This is a genomic window from Enterobacter sp. PTB (assembly GCF_051130085.1).
Classification (GTDB): Bacteria; Pseudomonadota; Gammaproteobacteria; order Enterobacterales; family Enterobacteriaceae; genus Enterobacter; species Enterobacter ludwigii.
Genome location: NZ_JBDKEE010000015.1, coordinates 100,534 through 122,667 on the forward strand (window position 1 = coordinate 100,534; position 22,134 = coordinate 122,667).

24 protein-coding genes are annotated in these 22,134 nt (G+C 53.9%); 6 read left to right on the forward strand and 18 right to left on the reverse strand.

Annotation, left to right across the window (positions count from 1 at the left end):
- Together hpaE and hpaG are read right to left on the reverse strand one after the other, a co-directional pair.
- A complete protein-coding gene (hpaE, locus tag AAIR21_RS18345; RefSeq protein ID WP_014168491.1) occupies positions 1-1,467 on the reverse strand; it encodes a 5-carboxymethyl-2-hydroxymuconate semialdehyde dehydrogenase in 1,467 nt (488 codons plus the stop codon).
- Positions 1,464-2,741: a 4-hydroxyphenylacetate degradation bifunctional isomerase/decarboxylase gene (gene hpaG / locus AAIR21_RS18350; protein ID WP_049023608.1), complete on the reverse strand. Its 1,278-nt coding sequence runs from the start codon at positions 2,739-2,741 to the stop codon at positions 1,464-1,466. The genes hpaE and hpaG overlap by 4 nt, the downstream gene beginning before the upstream one ends.
- Positions 2,742-3,010: 269 nt before the next feature.
- Between hpaG and hpaR the strand changes: the two genes are divergently transcribed.
- Together hpaR and tsr are read left to right on the forward strand one after the other, a co-directional pair.
- Positions 3,011-3,451: a homoprotocatechuate degradation operon regulator HpaR gene (hpaR, locus tag AAIR21_RS18355; RefSeq protein ID WP_014168494.1), complete on the forward strand. Its 441-nt coding sequence runs from the start codon at positions 3,011-3,013 to the stop codon at positions 3,449-3,451.
- An 85-nt stretch (positions 3,452-3,536) separates the two neighbouring features.
- The gene (gene tsr / locus AAIR21_RS18360) at positions 3,537-5,201 is read left to right on the forward strand and encodes a methyl-accepting chemotaxis protein (RefSeq protein WP_032682055.1); all 1,665 of its coding nucleotides are present in this window, start codon (positions 3,537-3,539) and stop codon (positions 5,199-5,201) included.
- Positions 5,202-5,269: 68 nt separating this feature from the next.
- Here tsr and AAIR21_RS18365 read toward each other — a convergent pair whose 3' ends face one another.
- The 13 genes from AAIR21_RS18365 to AAIR21_RS18425 form a co-directional block, all read right to left on the reverse strand.
- A complete protein-coding gene (locus AAIR21_RS18365) occupies positions 5,270-5,776 on the reverse strand; it encodes a GNAT family N-acetyltransferase (RefSeq protein WP_181239621.1) in 507 nt (168 codons plus the stop codon).
- Positions 5,777-5,805: 29 nt separating this feature from the next.
- Positions 5,806-6,279, reverse strand: a complete 474-nt coding sequence (locus tag AAIR21_RS18370) for a hypothetical protein (RefSeq protein WP_020885303.1) — start codon at positions 6,277-6,279, stop codon at positions 5,806-5,808.
- Position 6,280: 1 nt separating this feature from the next.
- Positions 6,281-7,021, reverse strand: coding sequence for a winged helix-turn-helix domain-containing protein (locus AAIR21_RS18375; protein ID WP_032679574.1), 741 nt, complete (start codon positions 7,019-7,021; stop codon positions 6,281-6,283).
- 270 nt (positions 7,022-7,291) lie between these two features.
- Positions 7,292-7,831 carry a helix-turn-helix transcriptional regulator gene (locus tag AAIR21_RS18380; RefSeq protein WP_040018564.1) on the reverse strand — a complete coding sequence of 180 codons (540 nt, stop codon included), beginning with the start codon at positions 7,829-7,831 and terminating at the stop codon, positions 7,292-7,294.
- 261 nt (positions 7,832-8,092) lie between these two features.
- Positions 8,093-10,384, reverse strand: a complete 2,292-nt coding sequence (gene opgB, locus AAIR21_RS18385) for a phosphatidylglycerol--membrane-oligosaccharide glycerophosphotransferase (RefSeq protein ID WP_183516782.1) — start codon at positions 10,382-10,384, stop codon at positions 8,093-8,095.
- A 269-nt stretch (positions 10,385-10,653) separates the two neighbouring features.
- Positions 10,654-11,136 carry a DUF2501 domain-containing protein gene (locus tag AAIR21_RS18390; RefSeq protein ID WP_020885299.1) on the reverse strand — a complete coding sequence of 161 codons (483 nt, stop codon included), beginning with the start codon at positions 11,134-11,136 and terminating at the stop codon, positions 10,654-10,656.
- Positions 11,137-11,221: 85 nt separating this feature from the next.
- Positions 11,222-11,959 carry a DNA replication protein DnaC gene (dnaC, locus tag AAIR21_RS18395; RefSeq protein WP_014168503.1) on the reverse strand — a complete coding sequence of 246 codons (738 nt, stop codon included), beginning with the start codon at positions 11,957-11,959 and terminating at the stop codon, positions 11,222-11,224.
- Positions 11,956-12,501, reverse strand: coding sequence for a primosomal protein DnaT (gene dnaT, locus AAIR21_RS18400; protein WP_025205613.1), 546 nt, complete (start codon positions 12,499-12,501; stop codon positions 11,956-11,958). Before dnaT ends, dnaC begins: the two co-directional genes overlap by 4 nt.
- A 148-nt stretch (positions 12,502-12,649) precedes the next feature.
- Positions 12,650-13,078 carry an organic hydroperoxide resistance protein gene (locus AAIR21_RS18405; RefSeq protein WP_006174091.1) on the reverse strand — a complete coding sequence of 143 codons (429 nt, stop codon included), beginning with the start codon at positions 13,076-13,078 and terminating at the stop codon, positions 12,650-12,652.
- A gap of 84 nt (positions 13,079-13,162) precedes the next feature.
- A complete protein-coding gene (locus AAIR21_RS18410) occupies positions 13,163-13,615 on the reverse strand; it encodes a MarR family winged helix-turn-helix transcriptional regulator (RefSeq protein ID WP_183516781.1) in 453 nt (150 codons plus the stop codon).
- A 41-nt stretch (positions 13,616-13,656) separates the two neighbouring features.
- Positions 13,657-14,298: a TetR family transcriptional regulator gene (locus AAIR21_RS18415; RefSeq protein ID WP_020885296.1), complete on the reverse strand. Its 642-nt coding sequence runs from the start codon at positions 14,296-14,298 to the stop codon at positions 13,657-13,659.
- Between the two features lie 67 nt (positions 14,299-14,365).
- A complete protein-coding gene (locus tag AAIR21_RS18420) occupies positions 14,366-14,839 on the reverse strand; it encodes a threonine/serine exporter (RefSeq protein WP_020885295.1) in 474 nt (157 codons plus the stop codon).
- Positions 14,830-15,606 carry a threonine/serine ThrE exporter family protein gene (locus AAIR21_RS18425; RefSeq protein WP_014168508.1) on the reverse strand — a complete coding sequence of 259 codons (777 nt, stop codon included), beginning with the start codon at positions 15,604-15,606 and terminating at the stop codon, positions 14,830-14,832. The genes AAIR21_RS18420 and AAIR21_RS18425 overlap by 10 nt, the downstream gene beginning before the upstream one ends.
- Before the next feature lie 411 nt (positions 15,607-16,017).
- Here AAIR21_RS18425 and AAIR21_RS18430 point away from each other — a divergent pair, with 411 nt between their 5' ends.
- On the forward strand, positions 16,018-16,755 hold the full coding sequence (locus AAIR21_RS18430) for a helix-turn-helix transcriptional regulator (protein WP_014168509.1): 738 nt from the start codon (positions 16,018-16,020) through the stop codon (positions 16,753-16,755).
- Positions 16,752-17,387 (forward strand): DNA-binding transcriptional activator BglJ, encoded by a 636-nt coding sequence (gene bglJ, locus AAIR21_RS18435; protein WP_032681707.1) that lies wholly within the window; start codon positions 16,752-16,754, stop codon positions 17,385-17,387. The genes AAIR21_RS18430 and bglJ overlap by 4 nt, the downstream gene beginning before the upstream one ends.
- Before the next feature lie 38 nt (positions 17,388-17,425).
- On the opposite strand, the gene AAIR21_RS18440 is transcribed toward bglJ, so the two are convergent.
- Positions 17,426-17,884: a YbaK/EbsC family protein gene (locus AAIR21_RS18440; RefSeq protein WP_014168511.1), complete on the reverse strand. Its 459-nt coding sequence runs from the start codon at positions 17,882-17,884 to the stop codon at positions 17,426-17,428.
- 328 nt (positions 17,885-18,212) lie between these two features.
- On the opposite strand from AAIR21_RS18440, the gene AAIR21_RS18445 reads away from it, so the two are divergent.
- The gene (locus AAIR21_RS18445) at positions 18,213-19,559 is read left to right on the forward strand and encodes a PTS cellobiose transporter subunit IIC (RefSeq protein WP_014168512.1); all 1,347 of its coding nucleotides are present in this window, start codon (positions 18,213-18,215) and stop codon (positions 19,557-19,559) included.
- A 47-nt stretch (positions 19,560-19,606) separates the two neighbouring features.
- On the opposite strand, the gene fhuF is transcribed toward AAIR21_RS18445, so the two are convergent.
- On the reverse strand, positions 19,607-20,395 hold the full coding sequence (gene fhuF, locus AAIR21_RS18450) for a siderophore-iron reductase FhuF (protein WP_020885292.1): 789 nt from the start codon (positions 20,393-20,395) through the stop codon (positions 19,607-19,609).
- Positions 20,396-20,489: 94 nt separating this feature from the next.
- Complete coding sequence (locus AAIR21_RS18455) at positions 20,490-21,554, reverse strand: GGDEF domain-containing protein (protein ID WP_025205608.1); 1,065 nt, start codon at positions 21,552-21,554, stop codon at positions 20,490-20,492.
- 215 nt (positions 21,555-21,769) lie between these two features.
- Between AAIR21_RS18455 and AAIR21_RS18460 the strand changes: the two genes are divergently transcribed.
- Positions 21,770-22,039: a DUF1435 domain-containing protein gene (locus AAIR21_RS18460; protein WP_183516780.1), complete on the forward strand. Its 270-nt coding sequence runs from the start codon at positions 21,770-21,772 to the stop codon at positions 22,037-22,039.
- Positions 22,040-22,134: the final 95 nt, after the last annotated feature.

Consider the following 22,134-nt stretch of genomic DNA (forward strand, 5'->3'; position numbering starts at 1 on the left):
TCAGATCCCCCATTTTGGAATCGGATGGTCGCCCATGGAGATGCAGACGTTTTTCATTTCAGCGAACACCTCGAAGCTGTATTCGCCCCCTTCGCGCCCGGTACCGGAAGCCTTCACGCCGCCAAACGGCTGACGCAGATCGCGCACGTTCTGGGTGTTTACAAACACCATTCCGGCTTCGATATTGCGCGCCAGGCGCAGCACTTTGCTGACGTCCTGGGTCCAGATGTATGACGCCAGGCCGTACTCCACGTCGTTAGCCAGACGCAGCCCTTCGGCTTCGTCCTTAAACGGCAGCAGGCAGGCAACCGGCCCGAAGATCTCTTCCTGGGCCACGCGCATCCGGTTGTCGACGTCTGCCAGCACGGTCGGGCGCAGGAAGTTGCCGTTTTTCAGGTGAGCAGGGAGATCGGTGGGTTTGTCAGGGCCGCCCGCCAGCAGGGTCGCGCCTTCTTCAATGCCAAGACGGATATAGCCGGAGACTTTTTCCCAGTGCTGCTGGCTGATCAGCGCGCCAACCTGAGTGTTCGGATCGGTCGGGTCACCCACGCGCAGACGGTTCGCGCGCTCGGCAAAGCGCCTGACGAATTCCGGGTAGATGCTCTGCTGAATGAAAATGCGTGAGCCAGCGGTGCAACGCTCGCCGTTGATGGAGAAGATGGTGAACAGGGCGGCATCCAGCGCGCGTTCGATATCCGCATCTTCAAAAATCAGCACCGGAGATTTCCCTCCCAGCTCCATGGAGTATTTCTTCAGTCCGGCGTTTTTCATGATGTTGCGCCCGGTGGCGGTGCCGCCGGTAAAGGAGACGGCGCGCACGTCGTGATGACGTACCAGCGCATCGCCCGCCGTTGCGCCATAGCCCTGCACCACGTTCAGCACGCCCGCCGGAATACCGGCCTCCAGCGCCAGCTCGCCCAGACGGTCGGCGGTCAGCGGGGAGAGCTCAGACATCTTCAGCACCGCGGTGTTGCCCAGCGCCAGGCACGGCGCAACCTTCCAGGTGGCGGTCATAAACGGCACGTTCCACGGCGACACCAGCGCGCAGACCCCCACCGGCTGCACCAGGGTGTAGTTGAGCATCTTGTCGTCAACCGGGTAGGTTTTACCGTTCATCTGCTGGCACACTTCGGCGAAGAACGCGAAGTTGTGCGACGCGCGTGGAATAAGCACGTTTTTGGTCTGGTGGATCGGCAGGCCGGTGTCGGCGGTCTCGAGGGCCGCAATCTCCGGAACGTGTTGATCGATAAGATCTCCGAGGCGACGCATCAGGCGTGCGCGCTCTTTCATCGGCAGGTTAGCCCACGTCGGGAATGCCTCTTTGGCCGCCGCCACGGCCTGATGAATTTCAGCTTCACCGCCGGACGCGACCTCCGCCAGCACCTCTCCGGTGGCCGGGTTAGTGGTGTGGAAGTAATCACTTCCTGCGACGTTCTTACCGTTAATCCAATGGTTTATTTTTTTCATTTTGCAGTCTCCTCACTGACAATGCGGTTCACCAGGCGGCCCACGCCCTCCACTTCCACGACCACTTCGTCGCCTGGCTGTACGTCAGACAGACCCTTTGGCGTGCCGGTGGCAATCATGTCGCCGGGCTGCAGGGTCATAAACTCGCTGAGATAGGCAATCAGGAACGGGATGCTGAAGATCAGATCGGCAGTGGTCCCTTGCTGGCGCAATTCTCCGTTCACGAAGGTACGCAGGGTTAAGTTATGCGGGTCGGGAATGGCCTCTTTCGGCACGATATGCGGGCTGAGGGGGGTCAATCCGTCGCGGCTTTTCACCCGCAGGTTCGGGCGGTAGTAGTTTTCCAGGTAGTCACGGATGGCGTAATCGTTACAGACGGTATAGCCCGCGACATAGTCCATCGCCTCGCGCTCACTGACCTTGTGCGCCGTTTTGCCGATGACCACCACCAGCTCCGCCTCGTAGTGCATGTACTCAATGTTGTTCGGGCGGACCGAGGTCTGGTTATCGCCGGTCACGGTGTTGGGGGCTTTGATAAACACCAGCGGTTCCGTTGGCGGCGTAAACGCCAGCTCGCTGGCGTGATCGGCGTAGTTCAGACCAAGCGCGAACAGCGTGGCGTGCGGATGTGGGCCTTGCGCATGGGCGACCTCGCGTTCATCAACCACCGGGTTTTCCAGGGACGGGAAGCCTTTCGCCAGAATGCGTACGCGATCGCCCGGCTGCAGCGGGACGCGCGAGTGTGGGGTGCCGAGCAGAATGGCATCGCCCGGACTGAGGGTGGCGAACTCGCTCAGGGCGCTCAGCAGTTCGGCGGCATTGCGCTGCAGGTCAGCGGTGTTCCAGTGGTCCGCTTCCCGGCCGTTAATTTCGGTGACAATGGTCAGGTTATCAACGTGGTCGAGGGCGGCCAGCTCTCCCAGCGGACAAAAGCCGTCGCGGCATTTGGCCTTGATCGCCGGGCGATAAAAACTCTCTTCCGGCAGGCTCACTTCGTTGGCAAGCGCGTAACCGGCGATGTACTCCGCCGCCTCGTCCACGGGAACGTTACGCGCCGTTTTACCCACAACCAGCGCAACCGTGGCTCCGCTTAACACGGTTTCTCCCTGCGGGAAGGGAATGGGGTCGCCCGTGCGGATCACGGTGTTATGCGGTTTGATAAACCACACGGCGGTTTTTGGCGGCGTGTTGTAGGGGGCTTTTTCAAACGCGTCGCGCCAGGCATCGCGCTGGCTCTGGTGGTTCAGCGCTACGGCAAAAACAGTACCTTTCATTCACTTACTCCTCAGGCCGGACGTCCGGCCTGTGATTTCATTAATATGTTAATGATCTGGTTGTATGCCTTTGCTGTTTATTTCGCAACCAGAAGTGAATAATTTGTGATATGAATAACAATAAATTTACATAAAGAGATTAAAGGCTATATTTATCATTGCGTTAATAAATCAGGCTTGTTTCTGTTAGACTTTTTGTCGTAAAACGCGTTGTGTGTAAAACCAGCAGAACTGAATTGTTCATGTGTTAATGATTACCGGGAGAGGCTATGCATGATTCATTAACTATCGCCTTGTTACAGGCGCGGGAAGCGGCGATGTCTTACTTCCGCCCGATTGTGAAACGGCATAACCTGACCGAGCAGCAGTGGCGCATCGTGCGCGTGCTGGCCGAACATCCGTCGATGGATTTTCACGATCTGGCGTTTCGCACCTGTATCTTGCGCCCCAGCCTGACGGGCATTCTGACGCGCATGGAGCGTGACGGTCTGGTGCTGCGCCTTAAGCCCGTAAACGATCAGCGCAAGCTGTACGTGTCGCTGACCAAAGAGGGGAACAGGCTATACGAGCGTGCCCAGGCGCAGGTGGAAGAGGCGTATCAGCAAATCGAGGCCGAATATACGCCGGCGAAGATGCAACAGCTGACAGCGCTGCTGGAAGAGTTTATTGAACTGGGGAACCGGCATATCACAGCGCGCGAAGAAGAGTAAAAACCACAAATTTAAGGATGATTTTCGTAAAGTTTTCCCTTTCCAGGCCGAAAATCCTGTTATCTGTCTGATGGAAAGCGAAAACATGTTAAACCGTATCAAGATTGTCACCAGCTTAATGCTGGTATTAGCGATATTTGGCCTTTTACAACTCACATCCGGTGGTCTTTTCTTCAATGCCCTCAAGCATGACAAAGAGAATTTCACCGTCCTGCAAACCATTCGCCAGCAACAGTCCACGCTGAACGCCAGCTGGGTTGCCCTGCTGCAAACCCGTAATACCCTGAACCGTGCGGGTATCCGCTACATGATGGATCAGAGCAATATCGGCAGCGGCGCGACCGTGAACGATCTGATGCAAATTGCGGCGGCTTCCCTGAAACAGGCAGAAAAAAACTGGGCTGAATACGAAGCCCTGCCACGCGATCCGCGTCAAAACGACGCCGACGCGACGGAGATCAAACGTAACTACGATATCTACCACGGTGCACTGGCGGAGCTGATCCAGCTGCTGGGCGCGGGCAAAATCAACGCCTTCTTCGATCAACCTACCCAGAGCTATCAGGATGGTTTTGAGAAGCAGTACGTGAACTATCTGCAGCAGAACGACAAGCTGTATCAGATGGCGGTGGAAAACAGCAATAGCTCCTACAGCCAGGCAATCTGGGTGCTGATTAGCGTACTGATTGCGGTGCTGGTGGTGATCGTGGCCGTGTGGCTGGGTATCAAGCAGGCGCTGATTTCGCCACTTACCCGTCTTATCGACAACATTCGTCATATCGCCAGCGGCGATCTGGTGAAGCGCATCGAGGTGCAGGGCGCTAACGAGATGGGTGAACTGGCCGACTCGCTGCGTCATATGCAGGGCGAGCTGGTCCGTACCGTTGGCGATGTGCGTAACGGTGCTAATGCCATCTACAGCGGCGCGAGCGAAATCGCGATGGGTAACAACGATCTCTCTTCCCGTACGGAACAGCAGGCCGCATCCCTGGAAGAGACCGCTGCCAGCATGGAGCAACTGACGGCGACCGTTAAGCAGAACGCCGAGAACGCCCGTCAGGCGAGCAACCTGGCGCTGAGCGCGTCTGAAACCGCGCAGAAAGGCGGTAAAGTGGTGGATAACGTGGTGCAAACCATGCGTGACATCGCGGGCAGTTCGCAGAAAATTGCCGACATTATCAGCGTGATCGACGGCATCGCGTTCCAGACCAACATCCTGGCACTGAACGCCGCGGTAGAAGCGGCACGTGCGGGCGAGCAGGGCCGCGGATTTGCCGTTGTTGCGGGGGAAGTCCGTAACCTGGCACAGCGCAGCGCCCAGGCAGCACGTGAGATCAAGAGCCTGATTGAAGACTCTGTTGGCCGCGTGGAAGTCGGGTCTACCCTGGTAGAAAGCGCCGGCGAAACCATGGGTGAAATCGTTAATGCGGTAACCCGCGTGACGGACATCATGGGTGAAATCGCCTCTGCGTCTGATGAGCAGAGCCGCGGTATCGATCAGGTGGGTCTGGCGGTGGCTGAGATGGATCGCGTGACCCAGCAGAACGCCTCGCTGGTGGAAGAGTCTGCCGCGGCGGCAGCGGCACTGGAAGAGCAGGCGAGCCGTCTGACTCAGGCCGTGGCCGTGTTCCGCATTCAGCAGGAGCAGATGAAAGCCCGCGAGCAGGCCTCAGCGAAAACCGCTGCGGCCCCTATGATGGCGCGTAAAGCCGCGACCACCGATGCGGGCGAAAACTGGGAAACGTTTTAATCCTGCCACAGTGCCGGGGGGCGGCTACGCCTGACCCGGCCTGTAATGGGGCGTTTTGCAGGCCGATATCAAAGAGGCAGGCGCATGGCACAGCGGGAGTCATACGCGAAACCGTGCGCCGCTTCTTCCTCTCTTTTCTGACGCAGTTCAGGCGTTAGCATCGTCACCGTTTCAAACCCGAGTCGCGCATAAAACGGCGCATTCCACGGCACCTCGCAAAAGGTGGTAAGCGTCAGCGATGTCAGCCCCAGCGTGCGGGCATGGTCTGCGACGCAGGCGATAAGTCGCCGACCTATTCCTCTTCCCTGCCACTCCCGATGAACCGAGAGTTCGACAATAAACAGCGATGACGGATGGGCTTCTGCAAGGATAAACCCGACGGGCAGGTCGTTTGCCAGCGCCAGCCAGCTTAACCCGCGTTTCGCGTAATCAAGATGATGTTCCGCGCAAATGACGTCGCCGTCTGCAAGCCAGGCCAGTTTGGGGACGTCCCGAAAACGCTCGCCTGCCGCGCGCTCGATGGCGGGCAGGGCAGCAACATCTTTGGGCGTCGTCGGTCGAAAGAGAATGTTCATGGCGGAAAGTATACCCCGACCAGCCGCGCCTATTCTGAACAAATCAGGACCGGCGCATAGAAATTGCTGATCACCAGCGCGTCTTCCGGCGTGCGTTCAATCTTCAGAAGTCTTTTGTTCCCCGGCGTCAGGCCGGCGACGTACTTTTCAAAGACTCCCGGTGGCAGGGTGTCATGGCTAAAGCGCGCCACGCTTTGTATGAATATTTCATAGAGTGAACCCTCAACGTGCCGCCACGTGAACATCTCCTGGCGGGAAACATCCCAGTGATGTGGCTCGTTAACCACGTCGCCGTTAAGCGTAAGGTACCCTGTGTTGTCGGGCTGAAAACGCAGCGTAACCTCCCCTTCAAAGGAGAAATCATGATCGTCATGTCGGGCTGAAAATGTCAGGTTTCCTGCACAGGTTCCGGACAGCGGAGGCGTGTAGACGTACCACGCCAGCGTCACGCCAATCAGCAACAGATTGAGCGCCAGAATAAGCCACACTTTTTTTTGTTTCATATCACCACTCGTAAAAGTAAAGCGTTCGGCAGGCGCTGGCTTTACCGTCCGTGAGAGAACACTGGGAAAGGACCAGCCGCCCTTCGTGGCCATAGAAAAGTGTTCTCTGGATGTGCATATAGAAAATAGAGTTTTTCAGGCAGGGCAGATTACCTTCCCGCTGAAGCGTCTGCGCCAGCGCCATGGCCTTAGTGTGAAACACATCTGCCAGCGGGGCGAAGGTGTAGACCGGACAGGTGCCAATGTGGGTGAGCAGATGAGTGTCACTGTACTGGTGCGCCTGTTTCGTCAAACAGGCGCCGATGCACAGCGCCACGACCATCAGCGTAAGTACACCGCAGAATAGCCATTCTGGCTGAATGCGTCGTGAGGCCGGGACCGACTCCACGACGGGAAAATCGTCCTCCAGGGGCGTTACCGCGATATCAGCACTGAGCATAAAGCCCGTTTTCGGCACGGTGACGATAAACAGGGTGTCGGGCAGCAGGCTCGACAGCATTTTGCGCACAATACTGATGTATTGATTTAACGAATTGTTGGACCCCTGGAGCCCACGTTGATCCCAGACATCACTCAGAAAGGTGTCACGTTCGACGACGTTGCCGTGATGCTGAACCAGCAGCTTCATGATGGCGTTGGCGGTACAGGTGAGGATTTGTCTGTCCAGATCGGGTGCATTGATAAGAGAAACAGAACCGTCTTCGTCGTTATAGACGATGGCGTCAGCAAGCAGGTATTTCATAAGTTATTGTAATACAGAAAAAATAACAAAAAAGAAGATAAGGCTGTGCCTTGTCGGACATAACACGCTGGCTATTTTAGCGCCATTGTTACCGATAACATTGATCCAGACAAGATTTAAAGCAATTTACTCGTGCAGTCGGATTACCACGTCATCCCAACGTGGCGGGAAGGGCATAGCGAGACAGCAGCGCCAGCATCAACAGCCAGAGAATGAGACAGGGAAGATGACGCCGCATGATCTTATTTCCCGACGTGATTAGCCGTGCAGTTACAAACACGATGCCGGGTAGTCGAGCAGGAAGAGTTTGCGATGGAATTCCGCCAGGTTCTGGCAGTGAAATTTGTTCATCGCGTTACGCTTGTGGGTGTAGATCGTTTTCGGGGATTTATTCAGGATCTGCGCGATGCGAACCGGGCTGAACCCGTTGCGGAACAGCATGCAAACCCGAAGCTCCTGGCAGGTGAGCGTGGCGTTTTTTACGCTTGCGAACGGCGTGTTCTGAAAACAGCGGCTGAGCTGCGCGAGTGACAGGTTTCCCGCCACCACGTGGACACGCTCACCCCCCAGAATGATTTTAATATCGTTGACGCGGGACGCATCGGTGAATACCAGCCACCCTTTTTTGACGCGGATATTCAACATCAGTTGCCGCAGGGGTAGGATCCCCTCAGGGCTCACGTCGTTAATCCAGAAAATTTCAGGGCAGGGGTCCACACTCTGCGAGATGAACGTCTTCAGGCCCAGCCACAAGAAGGCATTGCCGCTTAAAACGATGACCTTATAGTCGGCATTCAGTGTCTGCGGCATCAGGGTTTTTTCCCCTGGTAGCGCTGGTCGTACTCCGCTGCGCTGTGCCAGGGTGGATTCGAACGTATTGCCGGTTAGCATGATAAAAAGTGGGTAACTCTCTCTGGGTGTAAGGAGTTACACATTCTGAGATATGATTTCTTTCTGGTGAATTTATAAATAGAAATGATGGATATATGGTGTCTCTGTCTTATTTTTAATGATTTTATAGGATTATATATTTACATAAAGCGCCCAGCAGAACGCCGGGCGCAGAAGGGATCAGCTCTCTTTACTGACAATTTTTATCTCTACCATCCCGATGCCGAGCTCGCGCGGTGAATGGCCAAGAATATTTCCCTCATTCGTCGGCTGCGGTTCCGGCGGAACAATCACCAGCGTATTGCTGCGGGAAGGATTATCAAAATGCAGCGTGGTGGTGGTGACGTCATTTCCCAGCGTCAGCGTTTGCTCTTTATCGCCCACACGCACCGGGATGGGACGGTTCGCGTTTGGACCATAGGCCCGGGCGGTGATCACCAGGTCGAATTTTTCCGGCAGAGGATGCGCGTACTCAATCTTCACTTCACTGCCCAGCTGCGCATTAGACCAGCGCCCCCAGGATTCCGGACGCGAGATGCCGCTGAACTGTTTGACCTCTTCCGGTGCCCCGGCCACGTTGAAGATAAAGCTGTCTGCTTTATAGCGAATATCGTTATCCACGATTTTCAGCATGTCGACATTTCGCTGATAGCGCGCGGTATCGATGACCGTATCGTTGAATGCGGTTTTGCCTTTCCACTGCGCTTTATCGACATGCTGCACGGTTTGCTCCCCGCCAAGCTGTCCCTGAGAAACGCACCAGTCGGTTGAGAGCGCCAGTGGCTGGGACCAGAGCTGGCCCATTTTGTAGCACCTGTCGACCCAGACAAAATTATCGCGCGGGGCGAAGTCGGCCAGCTGGAAACGCAGCGGCGCAGAGTATTCGCTTTCCGGCAGCGGTTCGACGCGCGTATCCGACACGCGCAGCAGCAGCGGCAGACGGAAATGGCTGCCGGAGAAGGCAATCGTGTTTTTATCCTGATCGATGGTGAAGTCTTTCATCTCTTTCGGGAAGTTCCACAGGCGGATGATGTCCGGCTTCCACGCAAGGATTTTCTCCTTCATGTTGAGGAACACTTCCGACAGTGACTGCCCCGAGAGCGTACTGCGGCCAAGGCCAATAAAGTTATCCCCGCCCAGAATGTCCAGCACGGTTGCGCCGTTATCCATGGAGTTGCGTTTGGTGGCGATCACATCCTGTTGCGGCTGGTCGCCGCGCAGAATGAAAAACAGATTGCTGCGATCCTGTTTGCTGAGCTGATCCCAGGCGCTGTTTTTCATCGCCAGATGGTCAGATGAGACGACGATGACCGTGTTTTTAAAATACGGCGAGGCTTTGATTTTCTCGACCAGAGCGGCGATATGCTCCTGGCTGCAGGTTACCGCGCTGAACGACGTGTTGTTTTTGCCGTCAATCTCATAGCGTTTGCGCTTGCAGGTGCGCGAGACAAACCCGTCCGGATGGTGGGTATCTACCGTCAGGGCAAAGAGGGAGAAACGCTTGCCGGCGCGGGACAGTTCCTCGAACTTTTTCCAGGTTTCGTCCAGTACCGTGTCGTCGTAAAAGCCCCAGTCGTTGCGGTAATGCGGGTCGGCAACGGTCGTTTTTAACTCTTCTGAGCCATACAGATGGTCAAAACCGTGGGATTTCAGGAACACGTCTTTTCCGGCAAAGCGCAGGTTGGCACCCTGCACGAAGTAGTTTTCGTAGCCGGAGTTTTTCAGGATATCGCCGAGGCAAACGTTCTGCGGGAAGAAGCTCGACATTGAGGCCGAGGCATTACCCTCAAAGGGGGCGAAGAGCGGGATACCGCACTGCGAGGCAACCATCCCGGCGATGGTGTAATCCGTACCGGGCAGCTGCGCGGTATGGCTGAAATCAAGGCTTTCGTTTTTTAGCGCGCCCAGCTCCGGCGTCAGGTTCGGGAAGGCATTGTTATCAAACCAGGTGCGTTCCAGACTCTCGCCGTAGATATACACCAGGTTAAGCTTCGGGTTGGCTATTTTTTTGGACGGCTCTTTATACCAGGCCATGAAATCCGGGTCGCCGTCGCGCGACTGTGACTTTACCAGCTCGGTTATCTGATGAAATGCCGGGCTGGCATCCACGGACGCCAGCGCCAGACAGAGTGCCAGCAGGCTATAGCCGCCATGATGCGGAAGATGTCGACGGCGGCGCAGCACCCAGGCCAGGGCACCAAAAATAATCACCAGCGCCGCAATCAGGCCAAGCCCGGGAAGGATGTATTTACCCACGCCCGCGCCCGTCAGGCTATTCGTCAGCGTGTAGAGCACCGCATCGTTAATGCCGTCACCGGTAAAGTAATCGCTGGCGTATAAAGTAATGTTTAAAATAATAAAAATGCCGAGCACCACCAGCGTGGCGATAAACCACCAGGTGTTACGGCCCGCTTTGCAGGCGTAAACGCCGACAGAGGCCAGAAAAAGGACAAGGGACATTAACTCTGACAACAGTCTATCCTCATGACGCCAGGCGCTTAGCTGGCTAACTGATTATTTTTTGGGTTATACAATGTAATTGCGTTGTCGTGTAGCTGCAATTTTAGTGTCACGAAAGTGTGCTGTTGTTAGGATTTGGTTTAGAAAATCGTTTTTTTGAAGGGGGTCGCATCCTGACATACGGACGCTCAGACGGTGGCAGGCAGGAAAAAGACGGCTTTAACGCCGCGTTAAAAGAGTAACGTCTTAAACACGGCGTGTAATGGCAATACAGGCGGGGATCAGGAGATGAAATTAACGCCTTGTTTCAGCACCAGATCGCAGGCTTTGGTTTTCACCTGTTTCGCCAGCGAGGAGTTGCCGATGGTGCTCAGGTTGAGCTGTTGACCGTTTTGCGCATTCAGCAGGCCCTGAATACCATCCATATAGTTGGTGTCCTGTTTCTGCTCCTGTGTATCCAGACCGAGTTTGCCCAGCACCTGATTTTTCACGTTTTGCGCGTCGGTCACGGAGGCCAGTTTTTGCTTCGCGCAATATTCCAGAATCCCCGCGGCGTTGTTCATTGTGCCTGCGCTCAGGCTCTGGGTGCTGTTACCCAGCAGGCCGGTAAGGGAAGAGGCTGACAGCCCGCCCTGGGTGCTGCTGCTCTCTTTGGTCAGTTCGCTCGCTGCGCTGGACAGCGAATCCTGCCAGGATGCGGCCTGTGCCGCGCCGGTAACCAGCAGGGCGCCTAATACGGTGCTGAAAAGAAACTGTTTTTTCATAATGGCTTACTCAAAAAAGGTCCGTTTTGGGGCGAAAGTGGAGTCAGTATATACCTCCGGGCCACCGGTCTTTCCTGGAAATATCTTAATACTCTTTACCGGTGACACGGCTGCGGTAACTTTCCCAGTCGAAGATGACATACAGACTGTTCCCGAGCTTCATGCGATCCATGACGCGTTCTCCCAGCAAGCGGGTCATTTCGTCGATGTTGTGGTTAGTCAGCATGCCGGTAGGGCGTTTGGAGGAAGAGCGGCGATCGACAATCTGGTTAATGATCACTTTTTCATAGCGGGATTCGGTCTGGACGCCAATCTCATCAATAACCAGTAAATCGACATTACTCAGGTCGTTAAGCAGTTGCTCTTCGCTGGTTTCGCGGTTGCTGAAGGTGTCTTTCATGGCGGACATGATATCGGCCACGGTGATGATCAGCACCGATTTCCCGCGCAGCAGCAGCTCGTTACAGATAGCGGCCGCCAGGTGGTTTTTCCCCGTGCCAGGCTTGCCGCTAAAAATGAAGCTGGCGATATTGCCGTCGAATTCATCCACGTACTGACGCGCGGCAGCGAGTGCATTCATCTGCCCGTTGGTCTCAATTTTATAGTTATCAAATGAGCAGTTCTGGTGCAGGGGGCGAATACCGGAACGGTTAAAGGTGCGCTGCATTTTCATCGCCCGGTTTTCGCGGGCCAGCGCGGCGGCGCGGATCTTACCCTGTTCTTTTTGCCATGCCAGGAGTTCTTCACCCGTCGTGAAGGCGGGCTTCACGTTGGCTGGCATCATCTTTTGCAGACGTTTCATCAGGTCGCCGACGTTCTTCATTTCGCACCTCGGAATCCATTAGGGATCTGTTTATCCGGTTCGGAAAACGCGTTGATATCACGTTTTGGCTGGCCGTTATTGCTGGCGCGATTAATTTGCAGATGACGCGCGAGCTTCTGTTGCCACTGAATATGGGTGAATACTTTGCCTTCCGCCTGCCACCACGCGGTAAACGCGGCCAGCTCTTCGGGGGTAGCCGGTTGCGTTAACGCTATGCCCCACAATGCCGCCTGCCGTTGAAAATCCGCATCAGGTTGCCAGCCCGCATACAGGGCAAATTTTCCCATGGGAACGGCCATGGGGACGTTAACCGGCTCGTCAAAGAACTGGTTATCGAGGGTTACGTCGCTCGCCGGGCGGGACAACTGCGCTTCAATCTCCAGAAGCTGTGCCAGACGTTCCGGTGTGATGGCATAAAACGCCGGAGCGTTGTCAGCAAATACCGCAACCGTGCCACCTTCGGCGTGGGTCAGCACACCGCGGGGATCGCGCATAAAGGCATCAATACCAGCAATGCTGGTGGTCAGAATTCTGGAGGACATAACGCTTACTCTACTGATAACTACGGGCGTGATATGGGCTTATGGTAGCACAGAGAGCGGGAAGGGAAGGAGGGGTTTTCCCCGGCGGCGCGATGCCTGCCGGGGCGTCAACGGCTGGCCTGATAAGCGTAACGCCATCAGGCAGTTATCAGGCGATAATGTTCAGCGTTACGTCGATGTTACCGCGGGTCGCGTTAGAGTACGGACACACAATGTGTGCTGCATCGACCAGTTTTTTGGCTTCTGCAGGATCCATACCTTCAACGTGGATGTTGAGTTTTGCTTCGATACCAAAACCGGTTGGCAGCGGCCCAATCCCCACTTCGCCTTCAATAAAGGCCTCTTTCGGCAGGGTAAATTTGTCGCGAGCGGCTACAAACTTCATGGCACCCAGGAAGCAGGCAGAGTAGCCGGCAGCAAACAGCTGCTCAGGGTTGGTGACGTCACCGCCCATGCCGCCCATCTCTTTTGGCACGCCGAGTTTAACGTCCAGTACGCCGTCGGAAGAGGTCGCACGGCCATCACGGCCTCCGGTTGCTTTTGCTTTGGCAGTGTAGACAACTTTTTCTAAAGACATGGCAGATTCCTCATCTTACATTAATGTGCGCTATTAAATAGCGTGCGATATATATGGGTAAATAAATACGCGTAAAGTATAGCCTTACGCGCGTTGGATCTGTTGTCGCAAACGTTCCAGCTGCTGCTTAAGTGACAGCATGGTCTCAGTATCACACTGGGCGGCGCATCCCACTGCATGGGGGATCCCGGAAGCCTGCTGCTGGAGATGACGTCCCGCATCGCTCAGGGTGACGGCGACCTGACGCTCGTCTTTACGTGAGCGGTGGCGGTTTATCAGCCCCGCGCTTTCCAGACGCTTCAACAGCGGCGTCAGCGTGGCAGAGTCAAGGAACAACCGTTCACCGATGTCCGACACCGTAATGTCATCCTGCTCCCACAGCACCAGCATCACCAGGTATTGCGGGTAAGTCAGGTTCAGCGGTGCCAGCAGTTGCCGGTACAGCTTGTTCAGCGCCAGATTTGCTGAATAGAGAGCAAAGCAGAGCTGGTTATCCAGCAGGAGCGCAGCGGTCGTGTCGTTCGTTTTCGTGTTCATGAGATGAATATAGATAGTGCACGATTTAATTGCAAGCTATTTTATGGGCAAGTATAACGGAGTGCCACCTGAACGGCCATTTTGCGGTAGTGCTGGCGCTGTGCCTGTTCGTCCGCACCCTCTTCAAACAGCAGGGTGAAGGTGTAGCTGTTGGCAACGTAGTGGAAGCTGAAACTGCTGATCAAACGATGCAGATCGCGGGCTTCAACCGTCTGATTGAATAACTGCTTTTCTTTCCCGCGACGGAGGATCGCTTCCAGCAGATCAAGTGCGCTGCGGTTGACCTGGCGGAGGTAGCTGGACTGCTGCATAAAACGGCCACGCTGCATGTTTTCCATGCAGATAATGCGGATGTAATCCGGGTGGTCGGCATGGTAGTCAAAGGTGGCTTCAACCAGATGAACCAGCGCTTCGACAGGGGGCATTCCCGCCAGGCTGAGTGCCTGTTCACTGGCGCGGATCTGGGTGTAAACATACTCCAGTACGAGAAGATACAGGTTCTCTTTGTTTTTGAAGTGGTAAACAACCATGCGTTTGGTGGTGCCGGCTTTCTCCGCAATTTGTTCCATGCGGGCACCGTTCAACCCGTATTCGGCAAACAGCGTGATAGCGCTCTGAAAGATTTTCTCTTTCAGGCTGGATTCTTCATTGTGCTCGGGGAGTTCGCTGCCTGGGTTAGCCACATCCTTTCCTTATCGTCACCAAACGGATTGGAGTGATTATCCTCACGGCAGCGTAATAACACAAATCTCAAACCCGTGGACGTTTGCGGTACAGCCACAGTCCGGGGATCGACAGTCCGATAGAGAGCGCACCGACAATGGACGAAGCCTTAAGAAAGTTGCTCAGAAGGAGGATCATTTGCGGTTCGGTGTAGCCGAAATGGCTGATTTTTACCGCGGAAATCATGGCCGTATAGGCAGATATGCCGGGGAACATCGGGATAACGGCGGCGACGGTGAATACCTTGGGATGCGCCAGATACCAGCGCGACCACTGAATGCCGATGCTGCCGACCAGCATTGAGGCCATAAATGTTGACCATTCAATGTTGAATCCCGCCGTCATCATCACCATTCGCGAGCCATGACCAATAGCGCCCAACAGCGCGCACCACGGTAACGCGCGTTGCGGAACGTTAAAGACCATCGCAAAACCGACGGCAGGGATCGCGGCCAGCAGCATATCCTGCGCCAGCGCCAGCAGAAAATCGATCACGCCCATCCGCGTAACCCCCAGAGTGTCATGGCCATTACCACACCAATGCAGGTTGCAAGCGTCAGCAGGCTGGCAATCGCCCAGCGTGCCAGACCGGTATTGATGTGCCCCTTAAACATATCGGCTACGGCATTAATCAACGGGAAGCCGGGCACCAGCAGAAGCACGCTGGCCGCCATGGCAATCGTCGGCGTGTTGGCAAACTGCGGCAGACGAAGCAGCAGGCCAGAAACCGTGGTGGCGACAAAAGCGGTAATGCAGAAATTAATTTGCGGGTGGAGTTGGCGGTGCGTCAGGAGCTGGCGCACGTACATGGCGATGCTGCTGGCGAAAAAGGTGATGACCGCGCCGTCCCAGCCGCCTTTGTTGAGCTTACAAAAACAGGCGCAGGACAGCCCGACCATTAACACCACCAGCCAGCGGGGATAACGTAAGGGCTTAATCTGGTTGAACCGTTTTTCAATGTCGTGCAGGTCGAGAAGCTTATGCTCAGCAAGAATGACAATATGCTGGACCTCGGTTACAACGTGCATATTGATGCCGCGGTCGTGATTTTTGCGGGTGGAGGTCAGGCACTGACCGTCTTTTATGGTGGTCAACACGATAGCATTGGATGAAATGGCGCTCTCAACGCTGTCCATACCCAGCGCCAGCCCCAACCGGGTGGAAAGTTCCTCGACCAGCGCGCTTTCCGCCCCGTGCTGGAGCAGAAAAAGACCGCACTGAATACAGAGCCGCGTGATGGCACGCTGCGTTGATCGATCTGCCTGCATGTCATGTCCTGAAGAGAAGGTGAATAGCTTGCCTGTTGGCCCGTCATGCTTACTTTTAGCACAAACTGCAGTGCCTCTAGCTGTGGGTCAGATCAAGCTTTATGCAAACAGTTGCGGGCTGTCTGGCGGCGGGATGCGGTTTTGGGCCATAAATATGATGAATTATTAATTGGGAAATATAAGATATTTATATTTAGTTTTACTAAGTTTATATTTTAATTATTTTAAGGCCTTTATAATTAAATTTATCTGTGCTTTGTGAGATATTACCGCTGTTTTAGGCATTTCTTAAATGAAGCACACATCTCATCTTCTGCTTGTATTAATCAGTTTTACACTCAGGGACGAATACACTTATACCTTGATGCGTTTTAACGTTACTCATCATATGAAAATGGACACGGAGGGTCTATGTCGTCATTGAATGGTAAACATGGCGTCGTCATTAGCAGGATACCCGTAATGCAAAACGGGTTGGGGGGCGTGATGACACGCCATTTTGCCGATTTTGATTTAACGTTTTGCCGTTCGCTGCAGGAATTAACCCTGCTGCAGTTACGGCGTGCAGACGTCATTATCGCTGATATTTCAGGTGAATACAGGAATCCCCGGGGCACGCTCGAAGAATATTACGGTTTATTAAATCAATATCGGGATATTCACTGGATTTTTTTAGTCTCCCGGCCGCTTTATCCTATTGCCGTTGAGCTGCTTATGCGTCCGGAAAGCACGTTGCTTTCTGATATGGAGCCGATAGAAGGCGTAATTAACGCCATCCGTGCAGGCAGTGAACGGGCAGAGCGGATAAGCCAGACGTTATTAACGCCCGAACCTGCCTGTAACGATGATGAAGACGACCGCGTCATTGCGCTCACCCACTCTGAACGCAAGGTATTGCGTCTGTTAGGCAAGGGCTGGGGGATTAACCAAATTGCCACTTTGCTCAAGAAGAGCAATAAAACGATCAGTGCACAGAAAAACAGTGCGATGCGACGGTTGTCATTACGGAGTAATGCCGATCTGTACGCCTGGATCAACAGTACTCAGGGATTGAGAGAGCTGAGTTTAATGTCAGCCTATGGAGAGTTCGAGGAATGGATAAAACCGGTTCAACAAGACATATTGCCGTCATCGAAAATTGCGCGATGAGTGCCGTCGGGCTGGAGCACCTGTTTGCACTGCCCACGCTCAGCCATTATCAACTGCACATGTTCAGTGAATTTGACAGCTTTAAGAAGGCGCTTCCTCATGTCTCTTTTTTCTCGCTGATCTATTCACTTTCTGATGCGCGAGAAGAGCGTCGAAACTGCCTGGCATCCCTGCGGGATCTCGCATTTACGCATAATCATATTCAGCGCATCATCCTGGCGGCAGATGAAATGGAAGCGCGGTTAATCAGCCATCTTTCCCCTTCACGCCTTCACGGTGTCGTCAGTAAATCGGTGTCGCTCGACCGCCTGCAGGAGGAACTGCTGGTGTTGCTGAGTGAAACGCTGCACATCAATGACAATATGCTCAACCACTGGTACAAGAGTCAAAACAGGATGTTAAGTCCAACGGAGCGGGCGATTTTGCGGTATATGTCCTGCGGGTTTTCTATTCCTGAAATCGCCGCGCAGCTTGAGCGCAATATTAAGACCATCCGGGCGCACAAGTTTAATGCGATGGTGAAGCTTGGGGTCAATTCTGACGTGGGGCTGCTTGATGCGGCAGATATTCTGACTCATCTCCCGGCCCGGGATCCGCGAACATCAGTATTAAGCCAGCCGACATTTTTATAAGCTGATATCTGTGCGCCAGACAGGCTCTGGCGCCTCATTCAGATGCACACATCCACCCATTTTGCGGACGTCAGTTCTGCCATTCTGTCTGGTGAAATACGCACGGCACTGTGAATTGCACCCGCGGCCGGCAGCACTTCAGCATACTGCTTCAGTGAAATATCGCAATAAACCGCGAGCGGATTTTCCAGCCCAAACGGGCACACGCCGCCAACAGGATGACCCGTGATGGTCACCACTTCATCACAACTGAGCATGCGTGCTTTTGCGCCAAACGTGTCTTTCAGTTTTTTATTATCCAGACGCGCATCACCTTTCGCGACCACCAGAATGACGTCATTTTTAACCTTCAACGACAGCGTTTTGGCGATTTGTCCCGGCTCAACACGATGGGCGGCAGCAGCCAACGCAACGGTTGCGGTACTCTGGCTAAGTTCAATAACCTCTATATCCGGAGCGTTGTCGGCAAAAAACTGCTGTACAGACTGCAAACTCATTGTTTCCTCCTGACAAATATCCCGCGTAATCTGTCATAAGAATTTATGCTCTGTAAATATCTCTTCAGTAACAAATATCCCACACGGTCGATTTCTGGATCGCCTTCACATTCACGGAAACCGGTTACAGTAACCGGTTGCAGACCGTGAGTGAGAGATTAATACTGACTATGTAACGTCCCCTGTATCCAATAATAAGAGCTAAATATGAAACCATTCCGTCTGAGCAGTACCGCTGGTAAACGCGCCGGCAAGGTTGTGAAGGTGATGTATGGACCAACGTATGGCGTGAATGCGCCCGTCATAAACGTCTGAAAGGAGATCTGCTATGTCTGCCAACCATGCTGCGTTTAATCTGATATTTCGTTTTGTAGAAAATTACGTCAGCCCGATTGCCGGGCGGATCTCCTCCCAGCGTCATGTTATGGCTATTCGTGATGGCTTTATCTCCGCGATGCCGTTCATGATTGTGGGTTCATTTTTACTCGTCTTCGCGTATCCACCGTTTTCGCCTGATACCACCTGGGGTTTCGCGCGCGCCTGGCTGGACATGGCGAAGCAATTTGAAGGTCAGATCCTCACGCCGTTTGATATGACCATGGGCGTTATGTCCCTGTATATCTGCGCGGCCATTGCCTATAACCTTGGCAAACACTATGTCAAATCGCATCAGTTAGACCCGTTTATGTGCGCCATGCTGTCGCTGATGGCGTTTCTGCTGGTCGCGGCGCCGAAAACCAAAGGCACGCTTCCGGTCGACAGCCTCGGCGGGACAGGCATTTTTACCGCGATTCTGGTGGCTATCTACTGCGTTGAGATGATGCGTTTTCTCAAAGCACATAACATCGGGATCCGTCTGCCGGACCAGGTTCCGCCGATGATCAAAAACTCCTTTGATCTGTTGATCCCGGTGCTGGTGGTGGTGTTGACGCTTTACCCGCTGAGTCTGGTGATTCAGTCTGAGTTTGGCATGCTGATCCCGCAGGCGATTATGTCTGTCTTCAAACCGCTGGTTTCCGCCGCAGACTCCCTGCCGGCAATCCTGCTGGCGGTATTGATTGGGCATTTGCTGTGGTTCGCCGGGATCCACGGTGCCGCGATTGTCTCCGGGATGTTGCAGATGTTCTGGCTGACCAACCTGGGCGCTAACCAGACCGCGCTGGCCGCCAGCCAGCCGCTGCCGCATATTTTTATGGAAGCGTTCTGGACGTTCTTTATCGTCATCGGGGGGTCAGGTGCCACGATGGGGCTGGTGTTCTGCTACCTGCGCAGCCGCTCCGCTCATCTGCGTTCTATCGGCCGCCTGAGCGTGGTGCCAAGCCTCTTTAACATCAACGAACCCGTTATTTTCGGTACGCCGATTGTCATGAACCCGGTGTTCTTTATTCCGTTCCTGCTGGCACCCATGGTTAACGCCGTGCTGGCCTGGTCGGCGATGAAGTTCGATCTGATTGGCCGTGTAATCTCCGTTGTGCCGTGGACGGCACCTGCACCGGTAGGTGCCGCATGGGCGCTGGGCTGGGATTTCCGTGCAGCCATTCTGGTAGTGGTCCTGGCGTGCGTATCGGCCATCATCTACTTCCCGTTCTTTAAAGTGTACGAGAAGCAGCTGCTGGAGCAGGAAGCGGAAGAAGCGCAACGTAATGCGGAAGAGGAAAATCAGCAGATAGCGTGAGAAACGGACGCCGGGTCAGCGTTAATGCGGCCCGGCAACACCTGACCTTACTTGAGCGTACAATCTCCACACTGCTGAACGTCCGGCAGGCGATAACGCTGGCAGCAGGTGCGACGAACCAGAAGCCCGTCACGAAGGACCACGGTGCGGAATAACGGGTTATCGCGGCCATCGGAAAGCTGTTTTGCAAAGAAACAGGACTGGCGCAGGGCCTCGACCTTCTCATCACCGAGCAGAGGTTTCATTTCCGTCAAATACCAGTGGATTAAATACCCGGTATTGCTCCAGATAAGCTTCCCGTTGATTTCCCCCGTCTCTTCCAGCGCATCCACTACCGGGATCAGGGCGCGAGTTATGAGCTGCTCCATACGTTCCTGAGCAGAGAGGTGCTCCGCGTTCTGGTCTTCGTGGAGATCAATCCAGAAACAGGCCGCACGGCCGGTCTCGTGGAACTCGACATGAAAATATTCCGGGGAGAGTTCCAGCATGCCCTTTTGAGTGAGCAGCGCCAGCATGAGTGGGGGCACCATCAGCCCGATATACCACTGCGCCCAGAGGGAGAGCAGGGGTTTGTTTTCCCGCGTAAGGGTCGGTTGATTGCGATAGATATGGTCGGAATAGGTTGCCAGCAACGACTGCAGTGTCGACGGCTGTCGCCACTCTTCCAGCGTCATGGCGTGGTGCGGGTGCGCTTCATCCAGCCTGATAAAGTCCAGCAGGTGGGCGCGGGTTTTAGCGATCTTATCCCTGATGGCATCCGCAAGCGAAACATTCCCGGTGGGGAGGCGGGCTCTCCAGAGAAGTGGTTCAACGATTTGTGCGGTATGAGTGGCCATAGTAGAGATACAAATCTAAATGATAATGATTGCCAATCCTAACTATTGCTCATACCGATGGCAAGACTTTTGTCCTCGTTATATGACGCCGCGCTTACGCGGTCTGAAGCTCTTCGCTCAGCAGGATGTTATTGCGCCCCATATGCTTTGCTTCGTAGAGGGCTTTGTCCGCTTTCTCCAGTGCACCTTCGGCGTCTTCATCCTCAAAAATGGCAATCCCAATGCTGATGGTGACGTTTGTCGCCACGCTTTCATTGAACATATGCGGGATTTTTAAATCGTAGACTTTCTGGCGGATCCGCTCTGCCGTCTGGCGGGCATGCTCGAGAGAAATATTGGTCAGCAGAACCATAAATTCTTCCCCGCCGAAGCGCGCCACAATATCACGTGAACGCACGGCATCACGGATGGCAGCAGAGACCCGGATCAGCGCCTGGTCGCCCATCATATGGCCGTAGTGGTCGTTGTAGGCTTTAAAGTGGTCAATATCCATCAGCAGGACAAAGTGCTCGCCGTTCTCCACTGCCGGAAGATTCTCCAGCCGGCTTTGCAGTCCGCGACGGTTATAAAGGCCGGTAAGCGGGTCCATCATGCTCAGATCGGTGAGGGTCTCACGCTCCTCCAGCAAACGGGAGAGCAGTTCCTGCGCGAAGCGGTCATTACGTCTTTGCAAAATGTTATGAATCGCAATTGCTACCACAGGAAGTGCGAAAGAATAGGTCATTCTCAGCCATATATCATGATTACTTAACCACAGGCAGACAATAAAGGTGGGGAAGGAGTGCAGCGTAAATGCTTTGATATTACTGGCGAAGGCCAGCGTACCAATAAACAGTACCGTTAATAATGCCATGATCAAATAGGTCGCCTGATCGTGGGTAATTAACGAAAATTTCGAGGCCACCTGCCACGCCCATAAAATACCGAAGATCGCTGAAACGGCAGGAATATTTACCTTGCGGGTTCTCTTTTTCCAGTGCCAGACGAGCAGCCCGGTGCTGATAACAAAAATAGAAATCAGGGGGACTGATAACAGGCGAATAGAATAGAGCGGGTTTGTTACCGAGAACACAGCAGAGGTCGCGTTCAGAAATAAAAATAAACGTAACGATAATTGATATTTACTGTGGACCAAAGACCGCCAGGATTGTGATGTCATAGTAGTGCGTTTTTATTAATATTTAATTAAAACAGGTAAATAGGTGTTGTTTCGCAATGAAAGATGCAAAAAACTCAAAGAGTAATTATCAGAAAAACTTTAGGTCTAGTTAACAGGTGAGCAATTTATCACCTTAGGCATTTCCTGTCATTACAGGAAAGGTAAAGGGGGAGAGTTTTTGATTAATCGTGCTGACAAATGATAATTGATATCATATGATATTGGTTATCATTATCAGTGTGAGAGGGCGAACCATGTTGAACAGGGCGCTGGGAAGTGGTTGGGGAGTGTTACTGCCGGGGGCGATTCTTGGCGGTCTGATGTTTGCCGATCTCTCCATTGATGTCTGGAAAGCGCTCATTGTGTCAGGACTGTTAGTGACGTCAGGGATGCTCTGGCATAAACAGCTACGCCACTTTGTGTTACTGCCGTCATGCGTAGCACTGGTCAGTGGAATTCTGGTGATATTGATGAGTTTGAAATAAGCGGAAAGCGAGAAGAACGTCAGAAAGGATGTAAGATAATTGGTGCGAGGGGGGGGACTTGAACCCCCACGTCCGTAAGGACACTAACACCTGAA